Genomic DNA, 15,200 nt, shown 5'->3' on the forward strand with positions numbered 1-15,200 from the left:
GGAGTCAGGAGAAACTATGTTAAAGAGAACCGGATTGGCCTTGCTGTTGTTAACGGCTTCACAGGCGCATGCCGAGTATCAGTGCAGCGTCAGGCCACAGGATGACGTGATTATCAGCCCACAGACCGTGCAGGTGGTGGGGGCTGGCGGTAACCTGCAAATCACCGCCGACGGTGACGTCACTCGTGATGGCAAAGCATTGAGCCTGAATGATAACCAGCGCCAGAAGGCGTTCAGCTACCAGAACGCATTGCGCAAAGATTTACCTTGGATCGATCAGGGCGCGCAGCAGCATCTGGAGACGGCGCGGGTAGCGTTGGATAAAGTCATCGTTCAGCAACTGGGCACTGACAGCAACGTGCGTAACCGCCTGACCACGCTCAACGATCAGTTGAAGCAGCAGATGAACCGTATCATCGAACATCGCAGCGACGGTCTCACGTTCCACCATAAGGCAATCGCTCAGGTGGAGCAGGATGGCCGCAATATCGTGCAGCAGAGCATGGGCGGCGTATTACAGGACAGCCTGAACGAAATGGGCGTCAAGCAGGTTGCCAACAGCAATGGCAACCCGTTGCAGGCGATCATGGGCAACTTGGGTGGGCTACAGCAGGCCATCAAGAACGAATGGAATAATCAGGAGCAGGATTTCCAGAACTTTGGTCGCGACGTGTGTAAGCGCGTAACGGCTCTGGAAACCCAGCGTAAGGATCTGGTTAAGGCACTGAACTAAGGTTTGACGTCAACAGGTTCCGTTGTTTTAAGCGTTGCACTCTTAACTCGACGGAACCTATTACCCCTGCCAGATAAGCGTGTGACAGTTGAGCCTGCAATTCTACCTAAGCTATTCTTCCGGCAAGAAAAGTTCCAACAGCGAATTAAGGAACAGTTTGCCATGCTCGGTGATCTGCCAATACTCTGGCGTCTCTTGCAGATAGCCTTTAGCTAGCGCTTCGTCCAATGGTGCGCGGATCACGCTCTCATCCAGCCCGGTATATTGGGCGAACTCGGCGCGTGGCGCCGCTTCCAGCAGGCGGAAGCGGTTCATAAAGAACTCGAATGGCCGATCGTGCGCCTCGACTTCATGCAGCTTGTCCCGATAGTCACCCCGCATAAATCCGCGCGGATGCTTGGTTTTGGCGGTGCGCAGAATGCGGCCATCGGCAAAGGTCAGCTTGCCGTGTGCGCCACAACCAATCCCCAGATAGTCGCCAAAGCGCCAGTAGTTGAGGTTGTGCTGACACTGATAACCCGGTTTGGCGTAGGCAGAGGTTTCGTACTGCTGATAACCGGCGGCACTCAACAGCTCATGGCCTTGTTCAAAGATATTCCACAGTGCGTCATCATCCGGCAATACCGGCGGGCGTGAGCTGAACAGGGTATTTGGCTCGATGGTGAGTTGATACCAGGACAGATGCGGCGGATTAAGAGCGATAGCCTGACGCAGGTCGTCCAGCGCTTCTTCCAGTGACTGATCCGGCAGGCCATGCATCAGGTCCAGATTGAAACTGCGTAGGCCCAGGCCGGTTGCCAGATGCGCCGCGCGTTTGGCCTCATCCGGGCCATGAATGCGCCCCAGACGGGTTAACTTCTCGGCGCTAAAGCTTTGTACGCCAATCGAGATGCGGTTCACCCCGGCGCGCTGGTAGCCGCTAAAGCGATCGGCCTCCACGGTGCCTGGGTTGGCTTCCATGGTGATCTCGGCGTCATCCTCGACGTGAATGCGCGCCCGCACGCCATCCAGCAGCGCTTGCATGGCTTCGGCACTCAACAGGCTCGGCGTACCACCACCGATAAAGATGGTGCTGATTGCACGACCGCTGGCGAGCGGCAAATCGGCATCCAGATCCGCCAGCAGATGTTCGACATATTCCTGGTGCGGGACTTCGCCCTTCAAGGCATGCGAGTTGAAATCACAGTATGGGCACTTTTGTACGCACCAGGGAATATGGATGTACAGGCTGAGCGGGGGCAGTTGTACGCTGTTAGCTGGCATTACGCATCGCTTCCAACATCAACTTCAACGCCTTGCCACGGTGGGAAATGGCAATTTTCTCTTCCCGCGTCAGCTCTGCTGCTGTGCAGCCCAAATCTGGTACGTAGAAGATCGGATCGTAACCGAAGCCGCCAACGCCGGCCGCTTCAAAAGTGATCTCACCGTTCCAGCAACCGTGGAATACCAGCGGGGTGGGATCTTCTGCATGGCGCATATACACCAGCACGCAATGGAATTGAGCACCGCGCTTGCCTGCAGGCACGTCTTTCAGCGTCACCAGCAGCTTGTCCAGATTCTGCTGGTCGCTGGCCTCTAAACCGGCGTAGCGGGCAGAGTAGATACCCGGAGCGCCGCCCAAGGCATCGACTGCCAGGCCAGAGTCGTCGGCAATCGCTGGCAGGCCGGTGATTTGCGCAGCATGGCGGGCTTTGAGAATAGCGTTTTCAATAAACGTTAGGCCGGTTTCTTCGGCGGAGTCTACGCCAAGATCGGTTTGTGCTACCACGTCAAAGCCGAAATCGGCCAGCAGTTCGGCGAGTTCACGCACTTTGCCGGGGTTGCCGGTGGCAAGAACGATTTTTTGCATATATAGATACCTTGAAATTATTCGATCAGCGCCGTGATGACGTCCGGGATCTGTTGCGGGTTGAGGATGCGCAGTTGCTTGTGCCGCCCCAGTTCGCCTTTCTCTATGAGCACGTTGCTTTTCGCCACTTTGAACTGCTTGGCGATAAACTTGATGAGATGGGCATTGGCCTGGCCATCAACCGGCGGTGCGGTGATGGCGACTTTTATCTCGTCGCCATGCAGGCCAATAATCTGATCGCGGCTGGCTTTGGGCTGAATATATAGCCTGACCACCAGCCCGTCCAGGTGCGTAGTGACTGCACTCACAGCAGGAACCAGAGCTCGCCAAACAGATCCATTCCCAGGTAGTTGATCAGATACAGGATCAGGATCACTACCATCGCGGAGAAATCAATGCCGCCCATCGCCGGGATCACGCGGCGGATAGGGGCCATCAACGGCTCGGTAAGCTGGAACATCACATAGTCAATCGGGCTGCGGCCCTGGCTGATCCAACTCATCAAGGCGCGAATGATCATCACCCAGAAGATCAGGTAGCCGACGGATTTGATCAGAGAAATCAGGCCAAACAGCAAGTTGTACAGGCTGAGTGACAGGGTACCGCTCTGGATCAGCAGCAGTAGCGGATATTTGATGGTCATCAGCAGGAATGCCAACAGCAATGAGGCGCTATCTACCGGCCCCATCGAAGGAACGATGCGGCGCAGTGGGCCGACGATCGGCTGGGTGATTTTCACCACAAACTGTGAAAACGGGTTATAAAAGTCAGTGCGCGTCAGTTGCATCCAGATGCGCAACAGCAGCACCATCACGTAAATATCAACGACGGTTTTGACCAGGAAAGTCAGCGTTAGCATGTAAGTTACCCTTCTCCTTAACTTCTGGGTTATCCCCTTGGTTTTCAGACCACCTTGGCGGCCTGAAACTCATCGGGCATAGTTAAAATGATTTTTCCATTTCCTGCGCACGGGAAACAGCGGCCTGCATGGCTTTGGCAACGGTCTCTGGCAACCGTTGTTCGTTGAATACCCGCAACGCCTCGGCGGTAGTGCCCCCTTTGGAGGTCACTTGCTCACGCAGAGTGGCTAGCGAAATCTCCGGATTAGCGGCGGCCAATGCCGCAGCCCCGATAGCGGCTTGCTGCACCAGATCGCGCGCGGCCTGGCTGCTGAACCCCATACGCTCGGCCTCCTGTTGCATGGCATCCATAAACAGGAAGAAATAGGCCGGTGCGCTGCCTGCCGCGGCGATCACGCCATTAATGCCGTTTTCGTCATCGACCCAGCAGACTTTACCCACCGAACTCATCAGATCGCGGGTGTAATCACGATCCTGTTGGCTAACCTGCTCGGGAGCATACAGCCCGCTCATCCCTTTACCCACTAATGAAGGGGTATTGGGCATGATGCGCACGATATTCAAGCCTTCACCAAGCATTTGATAGAAACGGCTCACCAGAATACCCGCAGCGATCGACAGCACCAGTTTACCGGAGAAATCGACCTGTTCCTGTAAAGGTAAGCAAACCTGCGCCATCATTTGCGGTTTCACCGCCAGGACCACGACGTCGGCCTGTTGTGCACAGGTGATGTTGTCTGCGCTGCTGTTGATGCCATATTCGGCGGCCAGGGCGTCACGGTTTTTTGCTGACGGCGCACAAACGCTGATGGCGGCTGCCGGATAGCCACCGGCGACCAGGCCCGCAATGATAGCGCGAGCCATATTACCGGCACCAATAAAGGTAATTTTGCGATGTTGCATCAAATCCTCGTTATACGGTGGTGTGCGAGTAGTCACGGGCACCAAAAATTGCGGTGCCGATACGAACCATCGTGCTACCAGCGGCGATCGCTGCCTGCATATCATCTGTCATGCCCATCGACAGCGTATCCACCTGCGGATAGCGCTGCTTGAGCTCCTGGAAAGCGTCGTTCATCTGGCCGAATGTCGCCAGTTGGCGCTGATAGTCGTGTTCCGGTGCTGGGATGGCCATTAACCCACGCAAGCACAGGTTAGGCAATGCGGCTACCGCCTCGGCCAGCGCTGGCAGCTCACTCAATACAATGCCAGATTTACTCTGCTCGTCACTGATATTTATCTGGATCAGCACGTTTAACGGCGGCATTTCTGCGGGGCGCTGATCGCTCAGGCGCAGGGCAATACGCAAGCGGTCAACGGTGTGGCACCAGGCAAAGTGCTCTGCCACCAGCCTGCTTTTATTGGATTGCAACGGGCCGATAAAGTGCCATTCCAATCCAGCCCCTTCAGGCCGCTGGGCAAAATACTGGATCTTGTCTACCCCTTCCTGCACGTAATTCTCGCCGAATGCGTGCTGGCCTGCGGCGATGGCTTGTGCGATCGCCTCCGCAGGTTTGGTTTTGCTGACTGCAAGCAATGTCACTTCTTCTGGAATGCGTGCGCAGTCTTGAGCGGCCGCGGCAATACGGCTCCTGACATCCTGCAGATTCTGTTGGATAGTGCTCATGATTAACCCGGGAGATTGATATGGATATCGATGAATTTGTGGCTCTTAGTGTAAAGCATAATGCCTCCGATCTGCACCTTTGTACCGGCCATCTGCCAATGTTACGTATCGATGGTGAACTCCAGGCTGTGGAAAGTGGGGAAATCCTTACCCAACAGCAGATGGAGGCATGGTGCCAAGCGCAGTTGTCGAAGACGATGTGGCAGCAACTCCAGCAGGTGGGGCAGCTCGATCTGGCGTTAGCCCTTGCTGGTGGCACCCGGCTGCGTGCCAATTTCTTTTTGCAGAATACCGGGGTCTCCGTGGCGTTACGCAGGATCGCCAGCCAGTGCCCCACGTTGGCCGAACTGACCACCCCGGAAATTATTCCGGCGCTGCTGCAGCGCGAAGATGGCTTGATACTCGTCACCGGCGCTACCGGCAGTGGCAAGTCGACCACGTTGGCGGCGATGATCGACTTTATTAATCGGCATCAGCGCCGCCATATCCTCACGCTGGAAGATCCGATCGAGTTTATCCATCGTAGCCAGCGTTCCCTGATTCAGCAGCGCGAGTTAGGGCGGGATACCCACAGTTTTGACGATGCGTTGCGGGCCGCACTGCGTGAGGATCCAGACGTGATCCTGCTGGGGGAACTGCGTGATACCACCACCGTTCGGCTGGCGTTGACCGCGGCAGAAACCGGCCATTTAGTCTTGGCTACCTTGCATACCCGCAGCGCGCCACAGGCGGTGGAACGGCTGGTGGATGTCTTCCCGGCGGAAGAGAAAGCCTATGTTCGGGCTCAGTTAGCCAGTAGCCTGCAGGCGGTGATCGCGCAAAAGCTGCTGAGCAAGCCCGGGGGAGGGCGTGTTGCCATTTACGAGATCCTCACGGCCACGGCGGCGGTGAGCAGCATGATCCGCGAAGGGAAAACTCATCAGTTGGTCAGCGTATTGCAAACCGGTGCGCAGTCAGGCATGCAAACTTTTGAACAGGGTCTGCAACAGCGTGTTGCGCAGGGAATATTATAATGCCACAATCAATTAACTATTCTCCCCCTTATTTTTAATTGCAATCAATAGCACAGAGGTTGTGTGCGAGAGCGAAGTATATTGGTAACTTAAGTGCGAACCCCGTTGCACTATTAAGCAGCTATCTTTGCGCTGTTATTTTTAGGATTAGTATTAGGATAAGGATATTCTTATGAGTTCCTGGCTGATTGTTGACGATCACCCTGCAATTTGTTTCGCTGTGAAAGCAATTTTATCTTCATTAGGTAATGACTCGATCTTTACCGCAACTAACGGTCTGGATGCCATGGCGCAAATAAGGGAAAATACGCCTAAGCTGGTAATCCTTGATATCATGCTGAACAAAATGGATGGGCTGCAGATCCTACAGCATATTCGCCAGGTAGACAGCGCTATTAAAGTAGTGGTCTATACCAGCCTGCCCACGGGGAGCTACGCAGAAAGAGCGTTGCGTGCCGGAGCTAGCGGCTTTTTCAACAAGGATCAGGATGTCAGCCAATTGGCTCCATTGTGCCAGTTGGTGCTGCAAGGCTATGCCTGTTTTCCACAGATTACTCTGATGCCTTTGCTAAACGCACCGCAAAAAAGCAAGAATAATCTTACGAATCTTTCCGATCGTGAACTGACCGTGTTACGGTATTTGTCAGAGGGTCTTAGCAATAAGGAAATAGCCGATCGTCTGATTTTGAGTAATAAAACTATCAGCACTTATAAGACACGTCTGATGGAAAAACTAAAAGTTAGCAGTACGGAAGATTTAGTGGCTTTTTTTCATCATCAGAGCGAACGACCTGACGATGAATAAATTCCTTTTGATACTTTTGTTTTTTTGCTTTGGTGTTTCCGCTGAGGAAGTTCCAGCATTTCGTGAAACTAATTTGCTTAGCCGTAGCCAGGTTCAATTATCCGAACCCGAGCTAACCAGTGATGATTGGCAATGGTTGCGCCGTAAACGTGTGCTGGTTTTCGGCATTGCGGCCCCCAATTATTCTCCTTTTGATATCATCAGTGGCACCCGGGATTATGGGGGTATCAATGCTGATTACCTGGGGATCATCGGCTATAACCTTAACGTACAGATAAAGGTGCGTTACTACGAAGATGCCTCAGCCCTGCGGCGTAGTCTGGATAAGGGAGAAGTCGATCTGATCGGCAATGTCGCTGCAAAAAACGTAGCCGATCCCGACATGCTGCTTTCTACGCCTTATGTCTCTGCCTCACCGGCATTGGTGGTGCGCACCGACAGTCTGCTGCAACAGAATCCCCCCAAGCGGATTGCTATCGAACGCCTATACAGTGGTAATCAGAGCTTGGTAGCAAGCTTTCCGGCGGATTATCAGGTTTTTGACATACCGCGTCGGGCGCTGGAGGCGTTGTCGTTCAAGAAGCTGGACGCTTTTATTGGTGATGCCACGGTGGCTCGCTATTTAATCAATCAGGGCAACCTGAACAATCTGCGTTTGCAATTGCTGCCACAGCAGGACATCAAAGGTTTCTCCTTTGGCATGGCCAGCGGAAATGTGCGTTTACAGCGAATACTGAACGCTGTTTTAGCGAGCATTCCGGAAAGCACCCATGCAGAGATCCAGAGCCGCTGGAATGGCGGGATCCCCATGTCACAAAGCGATGAACACCTGCTGCTAACCTCACTGGAAAGAAAGTGGGTGGAAGAACATCCCAGGGTGCGCTTGGCCGTTAATGGCGATTTTGCCCCTCTGGGCTTCTTCGACGTTCAGGGGGAGTTCCGTGGTCTGACAGCCGATGTGATGGAGGCTATCTCTAGCCGTATAGGGCTCAAGTTTGACATTATCCGCGCGCAATCACTGCAAGACTCCCTGAATGCGGTGAAAACCGGCAGGGCGGACATTGTCGCTGGCGTGACGTTAGATGCAATCTGGCCTAACGGGTTGCTGACGACTCGATCTTATTTATTCAACTCTTGGGTATTGCTGGGGATCCAGGAGCAGATTAGCCATGATCCGCCGCAGTTGATTGCTCTGGTGGCAGGGCACCCTCTGCAGGTTCTTTTGCGGGAACAGTACCCCGATAGCCGGATCATTACCGTGCCTTCACCCCAAGCCGGTATTGAGGCGCTAAAAGCGGGAAAGGCAGAAGCACTCGTGTTGCCGATGATTAGCGCCGATTACTTCCTGGCTCGGGAGCCCTCCTCGGGGTTAAGTATTCTGAGTGCTCTGGATATTGAACCGGCGCGTTTTGTGATAGGTGTCTCTGGCAATGAGTATCCCCTGGCAACTATCCTCGACAAGGCATTGCTGAATATCCCCCCAGAGGATATCCATGCGATGACCAGCAATTGGTATAACAATACCTATCTGCTTGAAGGGACACCGGGTGATGGAAAATTGCTTGCCCACTGTTATTCCACTGCGTGGTTACTGATCGTTCTGTTGCTGGCAATGCTGGTGATAGTCTTGGTTATCAGCCGGTTGCGCAATAATCGCCGCCTGGTGCAGCGTTGCCAGGCGGTCATCGATAGCGTGCCCTTGCCGATTTACATCACCAATCTGAAAGACCAGATAGTGATGGCGAATACGCCGTTTTTTAATGCCATCAATGTTCCAGCAGAGACGGTGATCGGTAGCTCACTGGAGAACTACTCACTGCAGTTACCTGTTGCGTTGGATATTGGCCGGGGCGGTGAGCAGGAACCGGTTTTATCTGTTATGCAGTTTGGGGGCCAGTCGCGCATTTTACAGCAGTGGGGCCAATTGCTGATTACTGAAGATCAGCGTGCTGAAGGAAAAATTGGCGGGTGGTTCGATGTGACCGAACGCGATCGCCTGATTGCTCAGTTACAGCAGGCGAAGGAGCGTGCTGACAGTGCCAACCGGGCTAAAACCACCTTCCTGGCCACCATGAGCCATGAAATCCGCACTCCGCTCAATGCCATTATCGGCATGTTGGAACTGTTGCTGAACCGCCCGCAGCGGGAGGAAGCTTTAGATCGAGAACTGCTGAGCGTTGCACATGAGTCCGCCCATTCTCTGCTGGCCTTGATTGGTGACATTCTTGATATCTCACGCATTGAGGCGGACCGTCTGATCCTGCATCCACAGCGTGCAGATATCCGTCGCCTGATTGAAGCCGTGGCGATGTTATTTGACGGTGTGGCACGCCAAAAAGGGTTAGCGTTCAGGTTGGATATTGACGCGGAGATCACCGGCGATGTGTTAGTTGATCCCATGCGTTTCAAGCAGGTGCTATCCAATCTGGTCAGTAATGCCATCAAGTTTACCGAGCAGGGGCAGGTCACGCTCAGTGTCGCGGTCGATCAGATTAGCGAAGAACGAGCGGATCTGCGGCTACGTGTTTCTGATACTGGCAAGGGGATTGATGCAGCCACTCAAGAGCGTCTTTTCCAACCCTTTACTCAGGGCAATGGAGAGGCTGGCGGGACAGGGCTTGGGCTGTATATTTGCCGCAAGCTGGTGGAGATGATGGGGGGAACCATCGCATTGAACAGTGAGGTTGGGATTGGCAGCGACGTCACCGTGCTGCTTTCGGTGCCGAGATTGCTGAAATTCCCCCCTCAAACACCTCTGGAGGAACCAGCCCCGATGGCACCATCCCAACTGCGGGTCCTGATCGTTGAAGATCATCCTGCGGGCAGAATGTTATTGACCCAACAGTTGCAGTTTCTAGGCCATCAGCCCAGTGCGGTGGGGGATGGGGAGCAGGCGCTGCAGTTGTTGGAGCAGGAGAGCTTCAACCTGATTATCACCGACTGCCAGATGCCTGAACGCGATGGTTACAGCCTGAGCCGCCAAATCAGGCACCTCGAGCGTGAACAGCAGTCCGTTCCTACGGTGATCTGGGGGCTGACGGCCAATGCGCAAGAAAGTGCACGGGAGGCATGTCTGCAGGCGGGAATGGATGACTGCCTGTTCAAGCCGGTTAACCTGAGCATATTAAAAACGAAATTGTCTATGCTGCCACTGACTGATGCGGGGAACACTGAAGAGGAGCCTGCGTTTGACGTGGAAGACTTGCCAGCGGAATTGCGCCAGCCAAAGGTATTGCAAGAGTTCATCCAAACGTTGCTGGATTGTTTACAGGAAGACTGCACGCAACTTGCCATGGACATGAAGCAACAACCGATGGACCTGATAAGCATACGGGCGTTGGCTCATAAATTGGCCGGTGCGGCCCGGTTGGTGAATGCTGAAAAATTGAATCAAGCTTGTCAGTCATTGCATGATAACCCCGTTCAGGCAACCGCAACGGCGGTGCAGGGGGAAGCGCAACGGCTGCTCAGCACCTTAAGTAGGCTACAACGGACTACAGGAGAATAGTCTCTTCCTACAGAGTGATTAAGGCTTTTGTAGATTTTAAGGTAATCCGCTTCACCTTATTCTTTGCCGCACAGGAAGGGGGGCGTGGTGTTCCCCATGTGTAATGACGTTTAAGGATAACATTATGAAAAACATTACTAAATTAGCGGTTCTGCCACTGGTTCTGGTTCTGGGTGCTAGCTTCACTACCATGGCTAATGCGGCTTATGACTGTAATGCCAAACGTGCTGCGATCGAATATCAGATCCAGCAGGCTGAGAAGTATGGTAACTACAACCGCGTAGCGGGTCTGAAGCGCGCTCTGAGCGAAGTGAATGCCAATTGCACCAACGGCAGCGTGCTGCAGGACGCTCAGAAGAAAGTCACCAAGCTGGAACAGAAACTGGCTGACAAGCAGCAAGACGTCCAGGAAATTAAAGCCGACCTGCGCGAAGCTCAGGCTAAAGGCGACGCCAAGAAAGTGGCTAAGTACGAGAAAAAACTGCAAGAAAAGCAGGCTGACGTAAAAGAAATCAAACAAGAGCTGAAACAGGCTCGTGCTGAACTGGCAGCGGCACAGAAATAAGCAGCCATGATTTGGTAATTAAGGGGCGCAGATGCGCCTCTTTTTGTGTTGGGTAAATATTGTGGTTAGCACTCAGGGAACGAATGAAACCCACTTTTCATATTGCCATTATGTCGTTAGGCCTGTTGGTTAACGGTGCCAGGGCTGAAATAAATAACGTCTATCTTATTATTAACGATAACGTTAAGGGCGAGGTGGCCGTTAATCTGGGGGAGGATGAGCAGCCGTGTATTAATGCCCCATTGCTACGTGAGTGGGGGATACGTGATGCTGCGATGGTGATGGAAACGACCCCGGAGGGCTGTATTCTGCCTGACGTATTGAATGCCCGAAAAATTGGGGTGTTCTTTGAGCCGATAGCACAATTGCTGACGGTAGATATCCCGGCTAGCTTACTGGGTGACAGCAAGCTAGCCGGCCGTTGGGATGATGGTATCAATGCGGCATTTGTTAACTACCAGTTTAATTATGGCCATTATGCGGGTGAAAACTACCGCACTGCGCAACGTCACGACAGCCTGTATGCCGATGTTACCGCTGGGGCCAATATCGGCCCTTGGCGACTGCGTTATCAACCTGTTTATCAGAAAGATACCTGGGGGGAGCCGACCTGGCATACTGAAAAGGCATTGGCCTATCGTGATATCAAAGCCTGGCGCGCCACACTGACCGTAGGCGACAGCGTAACGCCGTCAGCGTTATTCGACAACGTCCGCTTCCGTGGCATGAGCCTGGTGTCAGATAGCCGGATGCTACCGGATGGCCTGCGGCAATTTTCGCCCTGGGTCCGAGGTTTCGCCCGCAGCAATGCGGAAGTGAGAGTGCGCCAGAACGGTGAAGTGATCTACCAAACGTTTGTTTCCCCTGGTGCTTTTGTGTTGAAAGATGTCTATCCGCCCGCGATTGAGGGGGATCTTACCGTCACAATACGGGAAAGTGATAGCACCGAAACTGAACGAAAAATTCCTTACTCCTCCATGCCTAACCTGGTTTACGTCGGCCAGTGGCGCTACGACGCCACGGTGGGTAAATACCAACCCTACTACGGCATGGAAGAGGATCAGCCGAGCTTTGCGCAGGCGTCACTTAGCTACGGGTTATCGGGAAAGGTTACGCTATATGGTGGTTTCCAAGGGGCCGATATTTATCGCAGCGCGGCGGTCGGGATTGGTAAGAGTCTTAACCACTGGGGGGCGATCTCGGCGGATTACACGTTTTCATCTGCCCGTCAGCCGAGGCGTTCAGCGCCGGACACTGGCGGCATGGCGCGTATGCGTTACGCCAAGGCTTTCCCTGCCTGGGAGTCTTCCCTCAGCCTGATGGCACAATACTATCCGCGGCAGCGCTATCGTACGTTTGGCACGGCGATAGATCAGCAGAGCACCTATTGGTGGGACTGGGAAGACGGCATTTTTGTCGGTGACTTTGACGAGGAAAAAAAGTATCGCCTGGAGGCGCGTTATAACCAGTATCTGTCCGATTCAGACAGCCTCTACCTGACGTTGGTTCGAGAGGCCACTCGGGGTAATCAAAGAGGCGAGACCAGCGTCGAGATGGGTTTCAGCTCCAGCCTGGGTAAGGTAGACGTTGCGCTGTATGCGGAATATAACCGCCCCTCGTATGGCAAAGAACAGGCCCAGTTGGGGCTATCTGTCTCGCTGCCGTTGAGTGCATTGGGTGTGCCACGTATGAAGCTGAACTACGATCATACGCTGGCTAACGATCGGACCGACAGCCGGCGGATAGGCGTCAGCGGAACCTTGCTTTCCGACTATAGCCTGAGCTACAACGCCAGCACCAGTCAGAGCCAGCGATACGGCAACAGCAAGGACGTGAGCGGCAATTATCAATATAACGCTGGCGAGGTGCGGGCCGGTTATTCTCAAGGCAAAGGGTATCGCCAGCAGAATATGGAACTCTCCGGTAGCCTGATGGCGCATCAGGAAGGGATCACGCTGGGGCAGACGTTAGGAGAGACTATAGCTATCGTCAGCGTGCCGGGTACGCCGGGGATCGGCGTCGATAATCAGTATGGTGTAACTACCGACTGGCGGGGCTATGCGTTGATAAGCAATCTGACACCGTACCGCATAAACAACCTCACGTTGGACAGCTTTGAGCTACCGGATACGCTTGAGTTGCCTGAATCTGAGCAGGATGTTGTGCCGACGGCTGGCGCGATCATGTTCAGCCGCTTCGCCCCGGCACGGAAAATCAGCCCGGATGTTGCTCAAACCAGCTTTCGAGAATAACCACGGCGGAGGCAGAATCGACGCTGCCTTTATCCAATGCGCGGAATCCCCCATGGTCAAACAGATTGGCCCGTGCCTCAACGGTGCTCAGGCGCTCATCATGCAGGGCAATCTGCACGCCAAAGCGGCCATGCAGCCGGTTGGCAAATTTACGCGCTCGTTCGGTCAGTGGCTGCTCGGTGCCATCCATATTCAACGGTAAGCCAACCACCACCAGGTCTGGCTGCCATTCTTTCAGCAGGCGTTCGATCTTCTGCCAGTCAGGAACACCGTCCTGAGCTTTAAAGGCCGCCAGCGCCCGAGCGGTGCCGGTAATTTCCTGGCCGATAGCCGCGCCGATGCTTTTGGTGCCGAAGTCGAAGGCGATAATGGTGCGGTTAGTCATCAGGCGTGTCCTGCGTGGCTGGCAATGCTGCGAATATCGATGCCAAGGCGGTTGGCTGCTTCACGCCAGCGGTTGGCGATTGGCGTGTGGAACAGAATGTCGGTGTCAGCCTCGGTCGTCAGCCAGGCATTCTCCAGTAGCTCTTGTTCCAACTGGCCCTTTTCCCAGCCAGCATAGCCAAGCGCCACCAGCACATCGGCGGGTTGATCTGGCGTGCCAAGCGTTTCCAGCACGTCTTTTGAGGTGGTGATCATGGTGGCCGGTGAGATCTGAATGCTGGAGCCAAAGCCTTTGCGTGGGGTGTGCAGAATAAAGCCGCGATCGTCAGCCAGTGGGCCGCCAGCGAACACAGGCTTATCCAGGCTGATCGCCGGATCGCGCGGTGAAGGCTTGATGTCGAGTTTATCCAGCACCGTCTCCACGGTGAAATGTTCCACGGGCTTGTTGATCACTAATCCCATGGCTCCGTCGTCATTATGTTCGCAAACGTATATCACCGAACGTTTGAAGCGCGGATCTTGCATCGCGGGCATGGCAATCAGGAAATGGTGCTGTAAATTCATGGCGTTAATTCAATTGGGAAGTAAAATACATGCCCTCTCCTAATGAGAGAGGGCGCGTCGTCTGCCTACTTCGCGGCCAGACGTTTTTCAATGGCGTCCATCAGCATGCCGGTGACGGAAACCGGGAATGCGGCTTCGATCTCACGGGCGCAGGTTGGGCTGGTGACGTTGATCTCGGTAAGGCGATCGCCGATCACGTCCAGGCCAACAAAGATCAGCCCTTTCTCTTTTAGCGTTGGGGCAACCGCGCGGGCAATTTTCCAGTCGCTTTCGCTCAGCGGGCGCGCTTCACCACGGCCACCGGCGGCCAGGTTACCACGGGTTTCGCCCTGGGCAGGGATACGCGCCAGGCAGTAAGGCACCGGTTCGCCATCCACCACCAGAATGCGTTTGTCCCCATCCTTGATGGCTGGCAGGAAGTTTTGCGCCATGCAGAAGCGGCTACCGTGCTCGGTCAGGGTTTCGATAATCACCGACAGGTTGGGGTCGTCCTGCTTCACGCGGAAGATAGAGGCCCCGCCCATGCCATCCAGCGGCTTGAGGATGATGTCGCCGTGCTGCTGGTGGAATTTGCGGATATGGGCAGCGCTGCGGCTGACCAGGGTGTCTGGCGTCAGCTCCGGGAACCAGGCGGTGAACAGCTTTTCGTTACAGTCACGCAGGCTCTGTGGCTTGTTGACTACCAGCGTACCTTTCACTTCGGCCCGTTCCAGGATGTAGGTCGCATAGATGTATTCAGTGTCGAACGGCGGATCTTTGCGCATCAGGATCACATCCAGATCCTGCAACGCCAGATCCTGCTCACTGCCAAAGCTGAACCAGCTCGCTTTGTCTTCTTTCACGTTCAGCAGACGCGTGCGGGCACGGCCATCACCGGCATGCAGATAGAGATCGTTCATCTCCATATAATGCAGTTCCCAGCCGCGGCGCTGCGCTTCGAGCAGCATGGCAAAGCTGGTGTCTTTTTTGATATTGATGGATGCGATAGGGTCCATCACGATGCCGAGCTTGATCATCTCTTCTCCTTACGAACCTGTGAA

15 protein-coding genes are annotated in these 15,200 nt (G+C 54.3%); 6 read left to right on the forward strand and 9 right to left on the reverse strand.

The annotated features are described in order from the left end of the window. The first annotated feature begins 16 nt into the window (after positions 1–16). Entirely contained in the window at positions 17–733 is a 717-nt protein-coding gene (locus ACKWMY_RS02575; RefSeq protein ID WP_409485840.1) for a DUF2884 domain-containing protein, read from the forward strand. 111 nt (positions 734–844) lie between these two features. Here the strand turns inward: ACKWMY_RS02575 and hemW are convergent, their stop codons facing one another. From hemW to ACKWMY_RS02605, 6 genes are all read right to left on the reverse strand, one after another. After that, positions 845–1,996, reverse strand: a complete 1,152-nt coding sequence (gene hemW, locus ACKWMY_RS02580; RefSeq protein WP_074029619.1) for a radical SAM family heme chaperone HemW — start codon at positions 1,994–1,996, stop codon at positions 845–847. Next, positions 1,986–2,582, reverse strand: a complete 597-nt coding sequence (gene rdgB / locus ACKWMY_RS02585) for an RdgB/HAM1 family non-canonical purine NTP pyrophosphatase (RefSeq protein ID WP_024528364.1) — start codon at positions 2,580–2,582, stop codon at positions 1,986–1,988. The genes hemW and rdgB overlap by 11 nt, the downstream gene beginning before the upstream one ends. Before the next feature lie 17 nt (positions 2,583–2,599). Beyond that, positions 2,600–2,890, reverse strand: a complete 291-nt coding sequence (yggU, locus tag ACKWMY_RS02590; protein ID WP_211135110.1) for a DUF167 family protein YggU — start codon at positions 2,888–2,890, stop codon at positions 2,600–2,602. Further along, positions 2,887–3,441: a YggT family protein gene (locus tag ACKWMY_RS02595; protein WP_021179666.1), complete on the reverse strand. Its 555-nt coding sequence runs from the start codon at positions 3,439–3,441 to the stop codon at positions 2,887–2,889. The genes yggU and ACKWMY_RS02595 overlap by 4 nt, the downstream gene beginning before the upstream one ends. Before the next feature lie 82 nt (positions 3,442–3,523). Next, entirely contained in the window at positions 3,524–4,345 is an 822-nt protein-coding gene (proC, locus tag ACKWMY_RS02600; protein WP_211135108.1) for a pyrroline-5-carboxylate reductase, read from the reverse strand. 10 nt (positions 4,346–4,355) lie between these two features. Next, positions 4,356–5,069: a YggS family pyridoxal phosphate-dependent enzyme gene (locus tag ACKWMY_RS02605; protein ID WP_024528361.1), complete on the reverse strand. Its 714-nt coding sequence runs from the start codon at positions 5,067–5,069 to the stop codon at positions 4,356–4,358. Between the two features lie 20 nt (positions 5,070–5,089). Between ACKWMY_RS02605 and ACKWMY_RS02610 the strand changes: the two genes are divergently transcribed. The 5 genes from ACKWMY_RS02610 to ACKWMY_RS02630 all read left to right on the forward strand — a co-directional run bounded on the left by ACKWMY_RS02610 (position 5,090) and on the right by ACKWMY_RS02630 (position 13,212). Beyond that, entirely contained in the window at positions 5,090–6,082 is a 993-nt protein-coding gene (locus ACKWMY_RS02610) for a type IV pilus twitching motility protein PilT (protein WP_024528360.1), read from the forward strand. A gap of 172 nt (positions 6,083–6,254) precedes the next feature. Continuing rightward, complete coding sequence (locus ACKWMY_RS02615; RefSeq protein WP_409485841.1) at positions 6,255–6,887, forward strand: response regulator; 633 nt, start codon at positions 6,255–6,257, stop codon at positions 6,885–6,887. Between the two features lie 73 nt (positions 6,888–6,960). Beyond that, the gene (locus ACKWMY_RS02620; RefSeq protein ID WP_409485842.1) at positions 6,961–10,395 is read left to right on the forward strand and encodes an ATP-binding protein; all 3,435 of its coding nucleotides are present in this window, start codon (positions 6,961–6,963) and stop codon (positions 10,393–10,395) included. A gap of 124 nt (positions 10,396–10,519) precedes the next feature. Then, positions 10,520–10,960 carry a DUF1090 domain-containing protein gene (locus tag ACKWMY_RS02625; protein WP_409485843.1) on the forward strand — a complete coding sequence of 147 codons (441 nt, stop codon included), beginning with the start codon at positions 10,520–10,522 and terminating at the stop codon, positions 10,958–10,960. 83 nt (positions 10,961–11,043) lie between these two features. Then, positions 11,044–13,212 (forward strand): fimbria/pilus outer membrane usher protein, encoded by a 2,169-nt coding sequence (locus ACKWMY_RS02630; RefSeq protein ID WP_409485844.1) that lies wholly within the window; start codon positions 11,044–11,046, stop codon positions 13,210–13,212. Here the strand turns inward: ACKWMY_RS02630 and ruvX are convergent. From ruvX to gshB, 3 genes are all read right to left on the reverse strand, one after another. Further along, positions 13,175–13,597 (reverse strand): Holliday junction resolvase RuvX, encoded by a 423-nt coding sequence (ruvX, locus tag ACKWMY_RS02635; RefSeq protein WP_021179674.1) that lies wholly within the window; start codon positions 13,595–13,597, stop codon positions 13,175–13,177. The genes ACKWMY_RS02630 and ruvX overlap by 38 nt on opposite strands. Beyond that, positions 13,597–14,160, reverse strand: coding sequence for a YqgE/AlgH family protein (locus ACKWMY_RS02640; protein ID WP_024484035.1), 564 nt, complete (start codon positions 14,158–14,160; stop codon positions 13,597–13,599). The genes ruvX and ACKWMY_RS02640 overlap by 1 nt, the downstream gene beginning before the upstream one ends. Before the next feature lie 65 nt (positions 14,161–14,225). Continuing rightward, on the reverse strand, positions 14,226–15,176 hold the full coding sequence (gene gshB / locus ACKWMY_RS02645; RefSeq protein ID WP_024528355.1) for a glutathione synthase: 951 nt from the start codon (positions 15,174–15,176) through the stop codon (positions 14,226–14,228). Positions 15,177–15,200: the final 24 nt, after the last annotated feature.

Origin of the sequence: Serratia sp. J2, from assembly GCF_046269175.1 — a bacterium.
GTDB lineage: Bacteria > Pseudomonadota > Gammaproteobacteria > Enterobacterales > Enterobacteriaceae > Chania > Chania fonticola_C.

Excerpts from the sequence above, each read along its gene's own strand:
- ACKWMY_RS02575 (WP_409485840.1), top strand. The coding sequence starts at position 17 with ATGTTAAAGAGAACCGGATTGGCCTTGCTGTTGTTAACGGCTTCACAG.
- hemW (WP_074029619.1), bottom strand. The coding sequence starts at position 1,996 with ATGCCAGCTAACAGCGTACAACTGCCCCCGCTCAGCCTGTACATCCAT.
- rdgB (WP_024528364.1), bottom strand. The coding sequence starts at position 2,582 with ATGCAAAAAATCGTTCTTGCCACCGGCAACCCCGGCAAAGTGCGTGAA.
- ACKWMY_RS02595 (WP_021179666.1), bottom strand. The coding sequence starts at position 3,441 with ATGCTAACGCTGACTTTCCTGGTCAAAACCGTCGTTGATATTTACGTG.
- proC (WP_211135108.1), bottom strand. The coding sequence starts at position 4,345 with ATGCAACATCGCAAAATTACCTTTATTGGTGCCGGTAATATGGCTCGC.
- ACKWMY_RS02605 (WP_024528361.1), bottom strand. The coding sequence starts at position 5,069 with ATGAGCACTATCCAACAGAATCTGCAGGATGTCAGGAGCCGTATTGCC.
- ACKWMY_RS02610 (WP_024528360.1), top strand. The coding sequence starts at position 5,090 with ATGGATATCGATGAATTTGTGGCTCTTAGTGTAAAGCATAATGCCTCC.
- ACKWMY_RS02615 (WP_409485841.1), top strand. The coding sequence starts at position 6,255 with ATGAGTTCCTGGCTGATTGTTGACGATCACCCTGCAATTTGTTTCGCT.
- ACKWMY_RS02625 (WP_409485843.1), top strand. The coding sequence starts at position 10,520 with ATGAAAAACATTACTAAATTAGCGGTTCTGCCACTGGTTCTGGTTCTG.
- ACKWMY_RS02630 (WP_409485844.1), top strand. The coding sequence starts at position 11,044 with ATGAAACCCACTTTTCATATTGCCATTATGTCGTTAGGCCTGTTGGTT.
- ruvX (WP_021179674.1), bottom strand. The coding sequence starts at position 13,597 with ATGACTAACCGCACCATTATCGCCTTCGACTTCGGCACCAAAAGCATC.
- ACKWMY_RS02640 (WP_024484035.1), bottom strand. The coding sequence starts at position 14,160 with ATGAATTTACAGCACCATTTCCTGATTGCCATGCCCGCGATGCAAGAT.
- gshB (WP_024528355.1), bottom strand. The coding sequence starts at position 15,176 with ATGATCAAGCTCGGCATCGTGATGGACCCTATCGCATCCATCAATATC.